This window comes from Pseudomonas sp. P1_C12, assembly GCF_056406435.1.
Genome location: NZ_JBFUAE010000002.1, coordinates 447,792 through 463,214, shown reverse-complemented (window position 1 = coordinate 463,214; position 15,423 = coordinate 447,792). Strand labels below are relative to the sequence as shown.

Annotated in this window: 16 protein-coding genes; 6 read left to right on the top strand and 10 right to left on the bottom strand. The window is 59.6% G+C overall.

Annotated elements, in window-relative coordinates:
- Positions 1–60 precede the first annotated feature (60 nt).
- On the bottom strand, positions 61–948 hold the full coding sequence (locus AC1D19_RS05085; protein ID WP_108218555.1) for a LysR family transcriptional regulator: 888 nt from the start codon (positions 946–948) through the stop codon (positions 61–63).
- 157 nt (positions 949–1,105) lie between these two features.
- Between AC1D19_RS05085 and AC1D19_RS05080 the strand changes: the two genes are divergently transcribed.
- Positions 1,106–1,750 (top strand): hydrolase, encoded by a 645-nt coding sequence (locus tag AC1D19_RS05080; protein ID WP_108218556.1) that lies wholly within the window; start codon positions 1,106–1,108, stop codon positions 1,748–1,750.
- A gap of 125 nt (positions 1,751–1,875) precedes the next feature.
- Here the strand turns inward: AC1D19_RS05080 and AC1D19_RS05075 are convergent, their stop codons facing one another.
- The gene (locus AC1D19_RS05075) at positions 1,876–3,174 is read right to left on the bottom strand and encodes a mechanosensitive ion channel family protein (RefSeq protein WP_477752916.1); all 1,299 of its coding nucleotides are present in this window, start codon (positions 3,172–3,174) and stop codon (positions 1,876–1,878) included.
- Between the two features lie 192 nt (positions 3,175–3,366).
- Here AC1D19_RS05075 and AC1D19_RS05070 point away from each other — a divergent pair, with 192 nt between their 5' ends.
- The gene (locus AC1D19_RS05070) at positions 3,367–4,707 is read left to right on the top strand and encodes a DEAD/DEAH box helicase (protein ID WP_007972492.1); all 1,341 of its coding nucleotides are present in this window, start codon (positions 3,367–3,369) and stop codon (positions 4,705–4,707) included.
- 380 nt (positions 4,708–5,087) lie between these two features.
- On the opposite strand, the gene AC1D19_RS05065 is transcribed toward AC1D19_RS05070, so the two are convergent.
- The 4 genes from AC1D19_RS05065 to AC1D19_RS05050 form a co-directional block, all read right to left on the bottom strand.
- A complete protein-coding gene (locus AC1D19_RS05065; RefSeq protein ID WP_477762573.1) occupies positions 5,088–5,822 on the bottom strand; it encodes a DUF899 domain-containing protein in 735 nt (244 codons plus the stop codon).
- A 190-nt stretch (positions 5,823–6,012) separates the two neighbouring features.
- A complete protein-coding gene (locus tag AC1D19_RS05060; protein WP_477762572.1) occupies positions 6,013–6,882 on the bottom strand; it encodes a DUF6279 family lipoprotein in 870 nt (289 codons plus the stop codon).
- 77 nt (positions 6,883–6,959) lie between these two features.
- Entirely contained in the window at positions 6,960–7,682 is a 723-nt protein-coding gene (locus tag AC1D19_RS05055; protein ID WP_477762571.1) for a TorF family putative porin, read from the bottom strand.
- A 206-nt stretch (positions 7,683–7,888) separates the two neighbouring features.
- Positions 7,889–8,077 carry a hypothetical protein gene (locus AC1D19_RS05050; RefSeq protein WP_015096330.1) on the bottom strand — a complete coding sequence of 63 codons (189 nt, stop codon included), beginning with the start codon at positions 8,075–8,077 and terminating at the stop codon, positions 7,889–7,891.
- A gap of 351 nt (positions 8,078–8,428) precedes the next feature.
- Here AC1D19_RS05050 and AC1D19_RS05045 point away from each other — a divergent pair, with 351 nt between their 5' ends.
- Both AC1D19_RS05045 and AC1D19_RS05040 read left to right on the top strand, forming a co-directional pair.
- The gene (locus AC1D19_RS05045) at positions 8,429–9,265 is read left to right on the top strand and encodes a CvfB family protein (RefSeq protein WP_477762570.1); all 837 of its coding nucleotides are present in this window, start codon (positions 8,429–8,431) and stop codon (positions 9,263–9,265) included.
- 236 nt (positions 9,266–9,501) lie between these two features.
- The gene (locus tag AC1D19_RS05040; protein ID WP_477755391.1) at positions 9,502–10,434 is read left to right on the top strand and encodes a DMT family transporter; all 933 of its coding nucleotides are present in this window, start codon (positions 9,502–9,504) and stop codon (positions 10,432–10,434) included.
- Here AC1D19_RS05040 and AC1D19_RS05035 read toward each other — a convergent pair.
- A complete protein-coding gene (locus tag AC1D19_RS05035; RefSeq protein WP_477762569.1) occupies positions 10,379–11,560 on the bottom strand; it encodes an MFS transporter in 1,182 nt (393 codons plus the stop codon). The two genes, AC1D19_RS05040 and AC1D19_RS05035, sit on opposite strands and share 56 nt — an antisense overlap.
- Positions 11,561–11,664: 104 nt before the next feature.
- Here AC1D19_RS05035 and ptrR point away from each other — a divergent pair, with 104 nt between their 5' ends.
- Positions 11,665–12,558 carry a putrescine utilization regulator PtrR gene (gene ptrR / locus AC1D19_RS05030; protein ID WP_477762568.1) on the top strand — a complete coding sequence of 298 codons (894 nt, stop codon included), beginning with the start codon at positions 11,665–11,667 and terminating at the stop codon, positions 12,556–12,558.
- Between the two features lie 135 nt (positions 12,559–12,693).
- On the top strand, positions 12,694–12,822 hold the full coding sequence (locus AC1D19_RS05025; protein WP_263986899.1) for a PA1414 family protein: 129 nt from the start codon (positions 12,694–12,696) through the stop codon (positions 12,820–12,822).
- An 86-nt stretch (positions 12,823–12,908) separates the two neighbouring features.
- On the opposite strand, the gene AC1D19_RS05020 is transcribed toward AC1D19_RS05025, so the two are convergent.
- The 3 genes from AC1D19_RS05020 to AC1D19_RS05010 form a co-directional block, all read right to left on the bottom strand.
- Positions 12,909–13,160 carry an acyl carrier protein gene (locus AC1D19_RS05020; RefSeq protein ID WP_477762567.1) on the bottom strand — a complete coding sequence of 84 codons (252 nt, stop codon included), beginning with the start codon at positions 13,158–13,160 and terminating at the stop codon, positions 12,909–12,911.
- A gap of 55 nt (positions 13,161–13,215) precedes the next feature.
- Complete coding sequence (locus tag AC1D19_RS05015; RefSeq protein ID WP_477762566.1) at positions 13,216–13,941, bottom strand: MBL fold metallo-hydrolase; 726 nt, start codon at positions 13,939–13,941, stop codon at positions 13,216–13,218.
- Between the two features lie 85 nt (positions 13,942–14,026).
- Positions 14,027–15,406 (bottom strand): sodium:solute symporter family protein, encoded by a 1,380-nt coding sequence (locus AC1D19_RS05010; RefSeq protein ID WP_477762565.1) that lies wholly within the window; start codon positions 15,404–15,406, stop codon positions 14,027–14,029.
- Between the last annotated feature and the right edge of the window lie 17 nt (positions 15,407–15,423).

Sequence of the window (15,423 nt, the reverse complement as noted above, 5' to 3'; positions counted from 1 at the left end):
ACCCGATATCCCTTGTAGGAGCAGGCTCGCTCCTACAAGGGATTGCGTGATCTCCGAAAATCACTTCGGCGCCAGTTGCCCCACCAGAAACTCGATAAACGCCCGGGTCTTCTGCGGCACCCGCCGCGCCGACGAATACACCGCGTTGATGGTGATCGCCGGAGCCTGCCATTCGCACAGCACCGGCACTAGCCGCCCGGCAGCCAATGCATCCTCGACGATAAAGTCGGGCAACAGGGCGATGCCCATGCCGGCTTCGGCGGCCTGGGCGAGCAGGTCGCCGTTGTTGGCGTGCAGTGGGCCGGTGACGTTCACCCGTTGGGTTTCCTTGCCATTGCACAGTTGCAGGCTGACACCGCTCTGCAGATACCCGTAGTTCAGGCATTGATGGGCGCGCAGATCCTGCGGAGTCTGCGGAACGCCCGCGCGTTCGAGATAAGCCGGGGACGCCACCATGATGCGCGGTGCGGGCGCCAGTTGCCGGGCGATCATCGTCGAGTCGGGCATGCTGGCGATGCGGATGGTTACGTCAAAGCCGCCCCGCACCGGATCGACCTGCTGATCGCTGAGCACCAGTTGCAACTCGATGTTCGGGTGCTGTTCATGAAACAGCGGAATCAATGGCCCCAGCCGCCGAAGACCGAACGACATCGGCGCATTGACCCGCAACACACCGCGTAACTCGCCGATGCCGTCACGGGCGCGTTGCTCGGCCTCGTCCAGTGCCGCCAGCACCTCCCGTGCTGCGTCGAAATACTCGGCTCCGGCCTCGGTCAGGTGCAGGCTGCGGGTGGTGCGTTGCAGCAATTGCACGCCGATGGCTTCTTCCAGTGCCTGAATCTGTTTGCTGACTTTCGAGCGCGGCACGTCCATGGCCCGGGCGGCTGCGGCGAAGCCGTTCTCGCCGACCGTGACGACGAAGGCGCGCATGCATTCGATGCGATCCATATTGTCCCTGTTTTAGAATCAATGATTCTCGATTTTAGGTAATTGTCCCTTTTATCGCTAGCCCCTAAAGTGACATCCAAGCCGACAACAACGCTGCTGAAGGCAAGGTCGACTAACCCTTACCCATTCGAAGTATCGACATCAAAAGGAACGCGCCATGTCTATTCGTGAACTGCTCAACCCAACCAACTCCGCCCTGATCCTGATCGACCACCAGCCGCAAATGGCTTTCGGCGTGCAGTCCATTGATCGCCAGACCCTGAAGAACAACACCGTGGGCCTGGCCAAGGCAGCGAAGATCTTCAACGTGCCGACCATCTACACCTCGGTCGAAACCGAAAGCTTCAGCGGTTACATCTGGCCTGAATTGCTGGCAGTGCACCCGGAGCAAAAGCCGATCGAGCGCACCTCGATGAACTCCTGGGAAGACAAGGCACTGGTAGACGCGGTGAAAGCCACCGGTCGCAAGAAGCTGATCATTGCCGCGCTGTGGACTGAGGTCTGCCTGACTTTCCCGGCACTGGAGGCCCTGGCTGAAGGCTACGAGGTGTACATCGTCACCGACGCCTCCGGTGGCACCAGCAAGGAAGCCCACGACATGTCGGTGCAACGGATGATTCAGGCCGGCGCGGTACCGGTGACCTGGCAACAAGTGTTGCTCGAATACCAGCGTGACTGGGCGCACAAGGATACTTACGAAGCGGTGATGGAACTGGTGCTGGAACACAGCGGCGCGTACGGCATGGGCGTGGATTACGCCTACACCATGGTGCACAAGGCACCGCAGCGGCAGGTGAAGTAACCGAGAAAATTATCGCGACACCTGTGGGAGCGAGCAGGCTCGCGATGGGGGAGGGTCAATCGACAACATTGTTGAATGACCCAGCGCCATCGCGAGCAGGCTCGCTCCCACAGTTTTTTTGGGTGTTACACCCTGCGTTTTTCCGCTTCGGGAATATGGCTCACGCCCAGCACCGCCGGCAATATCCCCGCACGCAAATCCGTTCCGCTCGGCTGCTGATACAGGCTCAAGCCAAACTCCGGCAGCACCGCCAGCAGGTAGTCGAAAATATCCCCCTGGATCCGCTCGTAATCAGCCCACGCCGTGGTGCGGGTAAAACAGTAGATTTCCAGCGGAATACCCTGGGCCGTTGTCTGCATCTGACGCACCATGCAGGTCATGTTCGGCTGGATCTCCGGGTGACTCTTCAGGTAGGCCAGTGCATAGGCGCGCAAAGTGCCGATGTTGGTCATCCGCCGACGGTTGGCCGACATGGCCGCGACGTTTCCCTGAGCTTCGTTCCAGGCCTTGAGTTCGGCCTGTTTGCGGGTCATGTAGTCAGTGAGCAAGTGCACCTGGGACAGCTTCTGCTCTTCGTCGTCACGCAGAAAGCGTACGCCGCTGGCGTCGATGAACAGACTGCGTTTGATCCGGCGCCCACCGGAAGCCTGCATGCCGCGCCAGTTCTTGAACGACTCGGACATCAGGCGCCAGGTCGGGATCGAGACGATGGTCTTGTCGAAGTTCTGCACCTTGACCGTGTGCAGGGTGATGTCCACCACATCGCCGTCGGCACCCACCTGTGGCATCTCGATCCAGTCGCCGACCCGCAGCATGTCGTTGCTGGTCAACTGCACGCTGGCGACGAACGACAGCAGGGTGTCCTTGTATACCAACAGAATCACCGCCGACATGGCACCCAGACCCGACAGCAACAACAGCGGCGAGCGGTCGATCAGCGTGGCGACGATGACGATCGCGCCAAACACGTACAACACCATTTTCGCCAGTTGCACATAGCCTTTGATCGAGCGGGTGCGGGCGTGCTCGGTGCGGGCGTAGATGTCCAGCAGGGCATTGAGCAGGGCGCTGACCGACAGCAGCAGAAACAGCAAGGTGAAGGACAGCGCGACGTTACCGAGGAAATTCAGACTGGTCTTGCTCAGGTCCGGCACCAGATTGAGACCGAACTGGATCACCAGCGAAGGCGTGATCTGCGCCAGGCGATGGAACACCTTGTTCTGCAGGAAATCATTGACCCAGTGCAAGGCCGGCTGGCGGCCAAGCATTTTTGCCGCGTGCAGAATGAGGTAACGCGCCACCCGTCCGAGGAACAGCGCAATTGCCAGCAGCAACAACAGCGACAGGCTGGAGTGCACGAGCGGGTGCTGGTCGAGGGCACCCCAAAGGTCCAGGACGTTGGTCCAGAGCTGTTTGATATCCATGGTCGAAAACGATTCTTCTGTAAGGCGCGAGAGGGGATTAGAGCATTTAAGGCGCTTTGTATTACGTTTCGGGAAAAATCAGGCAACAAAAAACCAACTGTTTACCGCCATTTGTATAAAGAAACTCGGCCTGAGCGCTCGAAACCGTTACCCTATGCAGCTGTTTTTTTGCATTTCTTCGAGGTAGCACCCGTGTTTTCCCAATTCGCCCTGCACGAACGCCTGCTCAAAGCCGTGGCCGAGCTGAAATTTGTCGAGCCAACGCCTGTGCAAGCCGCGGCCATCCCGCTGGCGCTCCAGGGGCGTGACCTGCGGGTGACGGCGCAAACCGGTAGCGGCAAAACCGCTGCATTCGTTTTGCCGATCCTCAACCGTCTGATCGGCCCGGCGAAAATCCGCGTCAGCATCAAGACCCTGATCCTGCTGCCGACCCGCGAACTGGCCCAGCAGACCCTGAAAGAAGTTGAACGCTTCTCGCAGTTCACCTTCATCAAGTCCGGCCTGATCACCGGCGGCGAAGACTTCAAGGTCCAGGCCGCGATGCTGCGCAAGGTGCCGGACATCCTGATCGGTACGCCGGGCCGGATGATCGAGCAACTGAACGCCGGCAACCTCGACTTGAAGGAAGTTGAAGTACTGGTGCTCGACGAAGCCGACCGCATGCTCGACATGGGCTTCGCCGAAGACGTGCAGCGTCTGGTGGACGAGTGCACCAACCGTCAGCAGACCATGCTGTTCTCCGCTACGACCGGCGGTTCGGGTCTGCGCGAGATGATCGCCAAGGTCCTGAACAACCCTGAGCACTTGCAGCTCAACGCGGTCAGCCAGCTGAACGACACCACCCGCCAGCAAATCATTACCGCTGACCACAATCAGCACAAAGAACAAATCGTCAACTGGCTGCTGGCCAACGAGACCTACCAGAAGGCCATCGTCTTCACCAACACCCGGGCCATGGCCGACCGCATCTACGGTCGCCTGGTGGCGCAGGAATACAAAGCGTTCGTGCTGCACGGCGAGAAAGACCAGAAGGATCGCAAACTGGCGATCGACCGCCTGAAGCAGGGCGGCGTGAAAATCCTCGTGGCCACCGACGTCGCCGCTCGCGGCCTGGATGTCGACGGCCTGGACCTGGTGATCAACTTCGACATGCCGCGCAGTGGCGACGAATACGTGCACCGCATCGGTCGTACCGGCCGCGCCGGCAACGATGGCCTGGCCATTTCGCTGATCTGCCACGGCGACTGGAACCTGATGTCGAGCATCGAGCGCTACCTCAAGCAGAGCTTCGAGCGCCGTACGATCAAGGAAGTCAAAGGCACCTACGGCGGACCGAAAAAGGTCAAGGCCTCGGGCAAAGCCGTCGGCGTGAAGAAGAAAAAGACCGACGCCAAGGGCGACAAGAAAAAAACTGCCGCCAAGACCCCGACCAAGCGCAAGAGCGCCAACCGTCCGAAGAGCGACTCCCTGGTCAGCAAGGACGGCATGGCCCCGCTCAAGCGCCGCAAGCCAGAAGCGCCGGCTGCAGAGTAAGCCGATGCCGTGACCAAAAAAACCGGACAAATGTCCGGTTTTTTATGCTCGAAATTCCTCAAACGATCAGCTTTCGGCTTTCTTGTCCGTCGTCTGCAACTCCTTCGAACGCTGATCAATCAACTGGTATTTAATCGCCTATGAGTTTGACTCTCTGATCCATTGGGGACTCTCGATTCCAGGGCATGGTCAGGCACCTCCTGACCGTATTTCATACCTGTAAACGATGTCTCCGGTTTAAAACATAAAGGATGTCCCCGGTTTCTACCCGGGCAAGCCCGCTCCCACTCGGGCCTGGTGTGAACACATATCTTATGTACGACACAAAACCTGTGGGAGCGTGGCTTGCCCGCGAAGGCCGCGCCTCGGTGCCTGGGGGGCTAACCACTGTGGCAGCAACTCGACTTCGCTTGTTCCTCATACCGGTCGTGATGCCGCACCCACTCCATGATTTCCTCTTCGTTGCGGCCCTTGGGCGTCAGATCGAGGTAGTTGTAGGCGCCGACCAGCATGTCCAGGCCCCGGGCATAGGTGGAGTAGGTATGGAAAATTTCACCGGCGTCATTGCGATAAAACACGCTGAGACCGGGGAGTTCTTCCTCGGAACCGTCGGTTTTTTCGTAGTTGTACGTAGCCTTTCCGGCGGCGACGTCTTCGGCCCGGGCGCAGACGCCAAAGTCGTAGTTGAAATCGCATCCTGCCGACGACACCCAGTCGAACTTCCAGCCCATGCGCCGTTTGAAGGCCTGGAATTCGGCAAACGGTGCGTGGGCAACCGCCACCACGGCCACGTCATGGTGGGCCAGGTGCTGGTTGGCGCCGTCGATGTGATCGCTCAGGTACGAGCAACCGGGGCAGCCCTCGTCCCAGCCCTCAGCGAACATGAAGTGGTAGATGACCAACTGACTGCGGCCGCCGAACAGGTCCGCCAGTTTCAGTTCGCCGTCGGGCCCCTGGAAGCGGTAGTCCTTGTCGATTTTCACCCAGGGCAGGGCGCGGCGTTCGGCGCTGAGCTTGTCCCTTTCCTTGGTGAAGGCTTTCTCGCGGGCCAGGTGCTGTTTGCGGGCGGCGAGCCATTCTTCCCGCGACACGACGGGATGGTTCTGGATGTTCATATTGTTTTCTCCTGCGTGGGGCGGGGAGGTGACTTACACAGCCTAGTCGTTTGGCTCGCGTGGATTTCGACATGCCACCGGTCGGTCGTCAGCAAATTCCCGGCTGATCGACAGCAGTATTCCCGGCAATGATCACCCGCGACAGGTGCTGGACGAGCAGGCTCGCTCCCACATGGGGCTTGTGTTGCAGTCAGCCTTGTTTCGCCGCTTTCAGGCACTTCAAATCGCTGAAGTCCTTCCTCACACCTTCAATTTTCTTCAGTAGTCGTGCGCGCTGGTTCGGCGTGCTTTCAGCCATCAGATCTACGAACAGCGAGCGTGCCTGGGCCTCGGTGTTGGCAAAGGCCTGACGATAAGCGGGTGTCCACAAACTCTCGCGATTGACCAGAAGTGTCTCGATGCGTTGTGGGAATTGGGGGCTCTGGCGTTGCGCAACGGCCGCGCTGAACTGCTTCTGCCAATGGACGCGGTTGGCAAGCCACTGGGTGTTCTGCTCGCCCAAGGCACTGGACCATGTGGCTACCCGCTGTTGCTGGGTAGTGCTCAGTGGCCCGAGCCAGTCATTCAAGCGCTTCTCCATGCGCGCGCTGCGCTCCTTGATCTGCTGGTCGAGGGAGGGTTTGAGGTATTCCTCCTGGCGTTTGCGCTGGTCCTTGGCAAAGGCGTCGTTCATTTCGGCGACTTGCTTGTCATCCAGCCCTTGCAACAACTCGATGGCCGACGGGGTGATTTCCCGCGCGGTCTCGGCGATCGCCTGTTCGGCTTCGTGGGTGCGGGCCTGCAAGGCGGCATCGGTGACCTGGTTGGTGGCGATCATGGTTTGCAGGCGGTCCAGCCAGTCGAGATAGCCGGGCAATTGGGTGGTGCAATGCCAGCTCAGGTGTTCCTTCAGGCGTTCGTCCAGCCAGCTTTTTTGCTCGCCGTTCATGTCCAGGTAGTCGCTGAGCGTCCACGGGATGATCACATCGAGATTGCGGTAGGCCAGGCCCACGCGGCTGCACGCACCGAGGGCGACGGCGATGGTCAGCACAAAGGCGATATGTTTGAGCCAGCGGGACATGGGCGAATCCTTGCGAAAGCCAGCCTTCGGGGTCTGATTCTCATGTGAACCCGGGAGGAGCCCGGCAGTTCAGCCGATCAATAGAACGCGTGTTCGGCCTTGAGCGTCACCAGCCCGTCGCACTGGCTGTTGTGCCCGGCATAGGCCGAGCAACCGCTGCCGCTCAGGCTGGAGTCACTGTAGATCAGGTCGAGGTCGATGCCCATGAACGGGCGGGACAATTTCAGTGACCAATCGGTAAAACTGCCTACATACCCGCCATCTACCGCTACTGGCGTATTGAATTGGTGGGTGGTGTATTTCAGGCTGATGCCGACACCGAACGGTTGATTGCCGCTCAAGTCCGCGAACAGGGTGTTGTTCTGTTTGTCCGGGTCATTGCTGAAGGCGATGCCGAAACGACTGCCGAGCAAGGTCAGGCCGCCGAACAGTTCCTGGCTGTCGGGGGTCGTGACTTCGGGGTAGCTGTAGCGGATCAGGCCCACTTCGTAGCCGAGGGTTTGGTCGAAGGGTTGTTTGAAACCCATGTAGGAGTCGAGCTCGAGGTTTTTTCCCGGGCTGATGCCCATGCTGGGCGACCATTGGCCCACGTAGAAACCACTGCCGTGGCTCAGGTCCAGGCCGCCGTGGAACGAGCCGACGGCCGAAGGCTTGACCAGACCCTGGGCCATGCTGCGGGTGGGGGTGGTGCCGAGCTTGAGGTCGAAGCCCCCCAGCTCACGCTGAAAGATTTGTGCGTGTGCTACGGAGCAGGCCAGCAGGCTGGCGAGCAATGCCGATAGATAGAAGGGTTTGAACATGCGTCACTCCATGAACAGCGAGGACAGGCTGGCGGGCCCGCTGAAACGCTTGATCCAGACGTGTGCAAGGATACCGGCGAATGATCGGCAATGAAGGCCGTTCGTCGATTTTTAGAGGATTTGAAGAAGTGCCAGAGGAGTGATGAGGGTTCCAGTCCAAGCGCTTCGAAGCTCAAAGCGCTTTGGGACCAGGTGACGCGAGGGAATTACTTTTTGCCCAGGGTGATCTGCTTGGACGGGCCGAACGTCTGGCCGCTGACGCCTTTGGCAATTTGCTGGATTTCACCGCCGGACTTGAGGAATGCAGCGATCTGGCTGTTGATCGATTCGCTGGTTTCGACGGCTGGAGCTGGCTTTGCTTTGCTGGTGGATGCTTTTACACGCATGGCGGCCATTAACCTGTAGAAAATTAACTTGGCCAGGCATCGTACAGGAATAACCTGATAATTGCTTGGCAAATATCCCCTCGGCATATTCGTGAGGTCGGGGTAAACAGGCATCGGCCAGTATTCGAAATAGGTGTCTAAGCCGCTGTTTTAACTAAGAACATTGCCTGGAAAAATACCGCGTTACGCTGGCCTGAGCATGGCGTAAATACCCGGATCGGTCTGACGAGCGGCCAGGTGCTCGATGCAAACCCCGGAAAATCAAGGCCTTCAGAGGAATTTCTCGTACCACCGGGCCGGGTGCCGAACGCGGCGACTAAAACCGGGTAGAATGCCGCCCACGCAATGAGGGTATTGGACATGGCTTTAGTCGGGCGTTACAACAGTTTGCAAGTGGTTAAACACACTAACTTCGGTTTATATCTGGACGGTGGTGCGGATGGCGAAATCCTTTTGCCTAATCGTTATATTCCAAAAGATACTCCTAGCGAAGATGAAGACTGGCTCAACGTTTTTATTTATCTGGACAGCGATGACAAACTCATCGCAACTACTGAAAAACCGAAAGTTCAAGTCGGTGAATTCGCCAGTTTGAAAGTTGTTGAAGTCAACAGCATCGGCGTATTCCTGGACTGGGGTTTGCCGAAAGACCTGTTGCTGCCGTTCTCCGAAGAGAAGCGTCAGATGACGGCGGGTGAGTATGTGGTGGTGCACGTCTACCTCGACAAACACACCCGTCGCATCACCGCGACCGCGCGTCTGGACCGCTACCTGGACAAGACCCCGGCCAACTACACCGCGGGCCAGGAAGTGGATCTGCTGGTGGCCGAAGCCACGGACATGGGCTTCAAGGCCATCATCAACAACAAGCACTGGGGCCTGATCCACAAGAATGAAATCTTCAAGTTCATGCGCGCCGGTAAAGAAGAAAAGGGTTTCATCAAGGAAGTTCGCGCCGACGGCAAGATCAGCCTGAGCCTGCAACCGGTCGGCCAGGAAGCGGCCACCAGCCTGAACTCGAAGATCCTCGCCAAGTTGCGCGAAAACAACGGCAGCCTGGCGGTCAGCGACAAGAGCGATCCGGCGTTGATCAGCAGCCTGTTTGGTGTCAGCAAGGGCAACTTCAAGAAGGCCATTGGTGCATTGTACAAGAATGGCCAGATTGTCATTCATGCCGATCGTATCGAGCTCAGTTGACCCCACTCTGACGTGTAGGAGCTGCCGAAGGCTCGGTCCGCGCTCGGGCGATCTTTTGATCTTTAAAAATCAAGATCGCAGCCTTTGGCAGCTCCTACAGGGGCATTTTCTGGCCTACTGGTTAATAATCGACAACATGATTCATCGCCCTGGTGATTTCTTTTCAACGAGAAGGCCGGGGTTTTGCTTTTTTTCTGCCGAGTCTTTGCCATGGATTGTGTCTTCGAGGTGTTCCGGTGAGCGCCACCCGGCGCAGCGCCGACGGGTTTGCCCTGCAAGTGATGGTCGGGTTGTGCCTGGTCTGGGGCGTGCAGCAGGTGATGATCAAGTGGGCGGCGGCCGATATTGCGCCGGTGATGCAGGCGGCTGGACGTTCCGGCATGTCGGCGTTGCTGGTCGGGCTGCTGATCTGCTGGAAGGGCGGCTGGAACCAGGTGGGGACGACCTGGCGCGGCGGTCTGTTGGCCGGTGCCTTGTTCGGCCTGGAGTTCTTCTTCATTTCCGAAGGCCTGCAACTGACCACGGCGGCGCACATGTCAGTGTTTCTCTACACCGCGCCGATCTTCACTGCATTGGGTGTGCACTGGTTGTTGCCCAGTGAGCGTTTGCGGCCCTTGCAATGGCTGGGGATTGTCCTGGCCTTTATCGGGATTGCCATCGCGTTTGCCGGCGGGGTGTCCTGGGACAACCTTGATTACCGCATGTTGATGGGCGATGCCTTGGGTGTGCTGGCGGGTGCTGCCTGGGGCGCGACCACGGTAGTGGTGCGCGCCTCGCGCCTGTCGGAAGCGCCGGTGACCCTGACGCTGTTCTATCAGTTGATTGTCGGTTTCTTCGGATTGTTGTTGATTGCGCTGCTCAGCGGCCAGGTCACCCATGTCAGCCTGACCACCGTGGCGGTCGCCAGTGTGCTGTTTCAGGGCGTGATCGTGTCGTTCTTCAGTTACCTGATCTGGTTCTGGCTGCTGCGCCGGTACCTGGCGGCGAACCTCGCGGTGTTTTCGTTCATGACGCCGTTGTTCGGCGTCACGTTCGGTGTGGTGCTGCTGGGCGAGGCGCTGAGCTTGAACTTCGTCATCGGTGCCGTGCTGGTGTTGGCGGGCATCACCTTTGTCAGTGCTGAACAGTGGCTGCGCCGTCGTTTGCGCAAAGCCCTCGGTCAGCACTGACCGGCGCGAGCAACAGACCGCCGGCGAGCAACAGACCGCAGCCGGCAACCACCAGTGCCGGCTGCAAACCGCCACTGAAATGACTGCTCAGCGCCGCCAGCAATGGCCCGCTCAGTTGGCCCACGGCGAAGCAGGCCGTCAGCAGGCCGGCATTGCGCTGGGTAGCGTGGGGCGCCAGTTCCCGGGAACGCTGCATCACCAGTTGCATGCAAGCCAGGAATGGCGTGCCGCACAGGATCACACCCAACGCCAGACCTGGCCCGTTGCCCAGCAGGCAGGCGAACACGCCGGCGGCTTGCAGCCATAACGTCGCCATCAACCAGTGACGCGTTGCTCCCGGCCTTTGGCGACGCAGACTCACCAGCACCACACCCGTGGCAGCCGCCAGGCCAAAGCACGGCCAGAACAGGTCGGCCTGCCATTGGCCATGGAATTGCGCGTTGGCCATCTGCGACAGAAAGGTCGCCGGGATGATGTAGCCCAATCCGTACAAGCCATAGATCCAGCCCAGACGACCGATGCCTTGGGTGTGCGATGCGTTGGCGCTGGGCGCAGCAGTCGCGGTTGTGTCCGGTTGTGGCAGGAATGGCAGGATCCCCAGCAGCATCGCCAGCCCTGTGGCGGCGTACACCAGCCACAAGGTGGCGGAAGTCTGGCCCAGCAGGTTCGAGCCCAGGGCCAACAAACCTGTCAGAAAAATCCCCAAACCCGGTCCGGCGAAGACCAGGGCGCCTAATCGTGGGCGACCGGCCGCTGCCGCGAGCGGCTGGCTCAGGGCGGTGATCATCACCAGCACCCAGGCGCTGGCCACACCGGTGCCGAAGCGCAGCAGCAGGTGCGACCAGAAACCATTGGCCCAGAACGACGCCAGGGTCAGCAGTACGCAGAGCCACAACCCGCCCAGCAAGCGCCGGCGCACTTGCGCGGGACGCCGGGAGAACATGGCGTCCACCGCGCCGATGAAATAACCGAGGTAATTGGCGGCGGCAATCAGTCCGGCGGCGGTCAGGTCGATCTGACCTTCGCTGAGCAGGTGCGGCAGTTGCGGTGTCAGGGCAAAACGGCCGATGCCCATGGCCATCATCAGGGCAACGAAACTGGCGGATAAGCGAATCAAGGGAGACATGGTCTGGATTCCGTTCAGAGGATCGATGACCGTCAGGCTAGGATTGATTGATTTTCTTTAAAAATGAATAATAGTGAGTAACTTGTTCTTTTTTGGAGAATGCCGTGGAATTCAGCCAATTGCGCATCTTCCAGGCGGTGGCGCAAGAAGGGTCCATCACCCGGGCCGCCGAACGGCTGCATCGAGTGCCGTCGAACCTGTCGACCCGGCTCAAACAGCTGGAGGAGCAACTGGGTGTCGAACTGTTCCTGCGCGAGCGTCAGCGCTTGCAGTTGTCGCCTGCGGGAAAAGTCCTGCTGGACTACACGGCCAAACTGTTTGCCTTGCGCGACGAAGCCAGCGCGGCAGTGCAGGGCGGGCAACCGGTGGGCGACTTCGTGCTCGGCACCATGTACAGCACGGCGGCGATTCATCTTCCGCGGCTATTGGCGCGCTATCACCGCCTGTATCCGGCCGTGAACCTGCAAGTGCAATCCGGGCCCAGCGGTGAATTGCTCGAAGGCCTGCTCACCGGCCGACTCGATGCGGCACTGGTGGATGGCCCCATGGAACTGGCCGGGCTCGACGGGGTGCCCTTGTGCGAAGAGCGCCTGGTGCTGATCAGCGAGGCCGATCATCCGCCCGTGCGCAGCGCGCTGGATGTGCAAGGTCGTTCGGTGTTCACCTTTCGCCAGGGCTGCTCCTACCGCATGCGCCTGGAGGCCTGGTTCGCCAATGACCACGCGGCCATGGGCCGGGCGATGGAGATCGAGTCCTATCCGGGGATGCTGGCGTGTGTGATTGCCGGTTCCGGTGTGGCGCTGATGTCGGAGTCGATGCTCGCCAGCCTGCCGGGCCGTGAGAGTGTGGCAGTGCATCCGTTGGCCGAGCCGTTCGCCAGCGCTACCACTTGGCTGATGTGGCGCAAGGGCATGGTCGGGGCCAACCTGAATGCCTGGATCGAGCAACAACAGGTGGTTTTTCCTACGGCACAGGTGCAGGCGCGGGAAATTGCCTGAACACAGGCTGATTGTGATGGATTCAGTAACAGATCATTGCGACTTTGCGCGAGCATTGCACGGGACTTCGGACTATTATCTGTGCGAAGGGGCTAGAGAATTTTGGCCGCTCGGCACTACCCTGAAGGGGGCACCATGAAAGAGAAAATTCAAAACTGGCTGCATGACCTGGGCGTGGCTCTCGGTTTGATCGAACCGCCAATGCAACCCGTGCCTGTTCGTACTGACGACGAACAGCGTCGGCGCCAGCAGCGACGCCGGTAATGGCAGATAACATCTGACAGGTGAAAGGTTTTCCGTGGCGAGGGAGCAATCTCCCTTGCCGCTTCGTGTACGTTTGATCAGCAGCCTTAGTACCGCCCGATCTCCAGCAAGAACCGGCTCAAATCATTCGCCGTCCTGGCGGATTTCAGCATCCGGTCTTCTTCCACGGTAAACGCCGTTACACCCAGCTCATCTTCCAGATGGAAGATCAGTTCTTCGATATCTTCTTTATCCAGTCCCAACTGCGCCAGGCTGGCGTTGTCGTCGAAGTCATCCCGGCCTTCCAGCAGGCGGCTGATGTAGCGATGCACGACAGCACGAACGGCAGCTTCTTTCATGAACGTTCTTCTAGGAGGTAGTTGTAATTCTTCCTGCCGTTGAGTACAGCAGGCTTTAGCCGTGTGAGCGCTGCCATTCGTCAATCATGTTGCGCAAATTCTCCCCGGAAAAACTGCCGAAATGCCCGCCATGCACCGTGCGGATCGACAGCTCACGCAAGCGTTGCAGGCTGCGCGCGTAGTCATCGAGGTTGGAGTGGTAGGCGTCTTCGATCAGCGGGCCGTCGTAGATGATGTCGCCGCTGAACAAGGTCTCGGTGGCGGCTTCGTACAGGCAGATGCCGCCCGGTGAGTGCCCCGGTGTGTGCACGACCTGCAACACCCGATTGCCCAGGTCCAGCACATCTCCATCTTCGACAAACCCCGTGGCCGGTGCGGCCTTGACCCGGTATTCGGCGTAGCACAGCGGGCAATCAGGGTGCGCCTCGAACATGTCGTCGCCGACAAAGGCTTTGCTCAGGTCGTTGTCGCCATTGGGCGCGGCGAGAATGTCCGCCTCGGCCGGGTGCACCAGTCGTTCAGCGAACTCGTGATGACCGGCGATGTGATCGAAATGGCAGTGGCTGGCCACCGCCACCAGCGGCCGCTCGGTGATCCACGGCAGTTGCTCGCGCAGGCTGACCAGGCCCGAGCCGCTGTCCAGCAGCAGGTCTTTGTCACGACCCTGGATGTGCCAGAGGTTGCAGCGGTAGAAGGGGCGGATGTACGGCTCGTGAATCAGGCGGATGCCGTCACTGAGCGGTTTCACTTCGAACCACTGGTCGCGAGAAACAATCTTCATAAAATGTTTTCTCCAGACGAAAAAAAACGAGTATGGCAACCGACGCCACACTCGTCGAAGAAAAAGTCATTCCATTCTTTTCAGTTTAGGCAGCGCTGGCCACAGTCACCGGGCGACGGGACAGCAGGCTGACCACCACGAAACTCACCAGGCCTACACCGAGGCTGTAGTAGATCGGGGTGTTGGCATCCAGACCGTCCTTGAACATGAACAGCAGCGCGGTGGCGAAGCCCATGCCCATGCTGGCGATAGCGCCGGCGGTGGTAGCGCGCTTCCAGAAAATCGCACCCATCAGCGGGATCAGCATGCCGCCGACCAACAGGTTGTAGGCCAGGGTCAGGGCGCTGATCACGTCGTTCACGATCAGAGCGATGCCCAGTACCACGATGCCGGTCAACAGGGTGAACAGGCGGTTGATCGCCAGGCTCGACTGTTTGCCGCCACGCAGTTTCGGCAGCAGGTCTTCGGTCAGGGTGGTAGCAGCGGCCAGCAGGCCGGCGCTGGCGGTGGACATCATGGCGGCCAGTGCGGCAGCGATCACCAAGCCACGGATACCGTCCGGCAGGGACAGTTTGACGATGGCGGCGAAGGCGTTGTTGACGTTGTCCAGATCCGGGATCAGTACGTGGGCAGCCATGCCGATCAGGGCACAGGCCAGGCCGTAGAGGATGCAGTAGATACCGGCCGCGGTACCGGCAACCTGAGCCACTTTGGCGGTCTTGACGGTGAACACCCGTTGCCAGATGTCCTGACCGATCAGGATGCCGAAGAAGTAGATCATGAAGTAGGTGATGATGGTGTCCCAACCGATGGTGGTGAAGCTGAAGCTCGCCGCCGGCAGTTTCAACACCAACTCATCCCAGCCGCCAACGCGGTACAGGCAGATTGGCAACAGGATGAACATCAGGCCTACGGTCTTGATGATGAACTGGACGATGTCGGTCAGGGTCAGCGACCACATGCCGCCGATGGCGGAGTAGATCACCACTACGCCGCCACCGAGCAGTACCGAGATCCAGAACGGCAGGCCGAACAGCACTTGCAGAACGGTGCCGATCGCCAGGATCGAGGTCACGCCGATCATCAGCGCGTAGGCCAGCATGATCACCGCGCTCGCGGAGCGGGCCATCGGGTTGTAGCGTTTTTCCAGCACCTGGGTAACGGTGTAGATCTTCAGTTTCAGCAACGGTTTGGCGAGGAACAGGTTCAGCGCGACGATCCCGCAACCAAGGGCCGCACACAGCCAGAAACCGGAGAGGCCATGCACGTAGCCCAGACGCACGGTGCCCACGGTGGACGCGCCGCCCAGAACGGTGGCAGCCATGGTGCCCATGTACAGGCTTGGGCCGAGGTTACGACCGGCGACCAAGAAGTCTTCGTTGGTCTTGGCCTTGCGCATGCCGTAGTAGCCGAGTATCAGCATCGCGGCGGCGTAGATGAGTACGACGAATAAATCCAAAGCCATTGTTGCGTGTCTCCGAT

Bases quoted from the DNA above. Each gene is read 5' to 3' on its own strand.
- AC1D19_RS05035 (WP_477762569.1), bottom strand. From the start codon at position 11,560: ATGTCTCCCTTGATTCGCTTATCCGCCAGTTTCGTTGCCCTGATGATG.
- AC1D19_RS05015 (WP_477762566.1), bottom strand. From the start codon at position 13,941: ATGAAGATTGTTTCTCGCGACCAGTGGTTCGAAGTGAAACCGCTCAGT.
- AC1D19_RS05080 (WP_108218556.1), top strand. From the start codon at position 1,106: ATGTCTATTCGTGAACTGCTCAACCCAACCAACTCCGCCCTGATCCTG.
- AC1D19_RS05055 (WP_477762571.1), bottom strand. From the start codon at position 7,682: ATGTTCAAACCCTTCTATCTATCGGCATTGCTCGCCAGCCTGCTGGCC.
- AC1D19_RS05050 (WP_015096330.1), bottom strand. From the start codon at position 8,077: ATGGCCGCCATGCGTGTAAAAGCATCCACCAGCAAAGCAAAGCCAGCT.
- AC1D19_RS05020 (WP_477762567.1), bottom strand. From the start codon at position 13,160: ATGAAAGAAGCTGCCGTTCGTGCTGTCGTGCATCGCTACATCAGCCGC.
- AC1D19_RS05010 (WP_477762565.1), bottom strand. From the start codon at position 15,406: ATGGCTTTGGATTTATTCGTCGTACTCATCTACGCCGCCGCGATGCTG.
- AC1D19_RS05065 (WP_477762573.1), bottom strand. From the start codon at position 5,822: ATGAACATCCAGAACCATCCCGTCGTGTCGCGGGAAGAATGGCTCGCC.
- AC1D19_RS05060 (WP_477762572.1), bottom strand. From the start codon at position 6,882: ATGTCCCGCTGGCTCAAACATATCGCCTTTGTGCTGACCATCGCCGTC.
- AC1D19_RS05045 (WP_477762570.1), top strand. From the start codon at position 8,429: ATGGCTTTAGTCGGGCGTTACAACAGTTTGCAAGTGGTTAAACACACT.
- AC1D19_RS05025 (WP_263986899.1), top strand. From the start codon at position 12,694: ATGAAAGAGAAAATTCAAAACTGGCTGCATGACCTGGGCGTGGCTCTC.
- AC1D19_RS05085 (WP_108218555.1), bottom strand. From the start codon at position 948: ATGGATCGCATCGAATGCATGCGCGCCTTCGTCGTCACGGTCGGCGAG.
- AC1D19_RS05075 (WP_477752916.1), bottom strand. From the start codon at position 3,174: ATGGATATCAAACAGCTCTGGACCAACGTCCTGGACCTTTGGGGTGCC.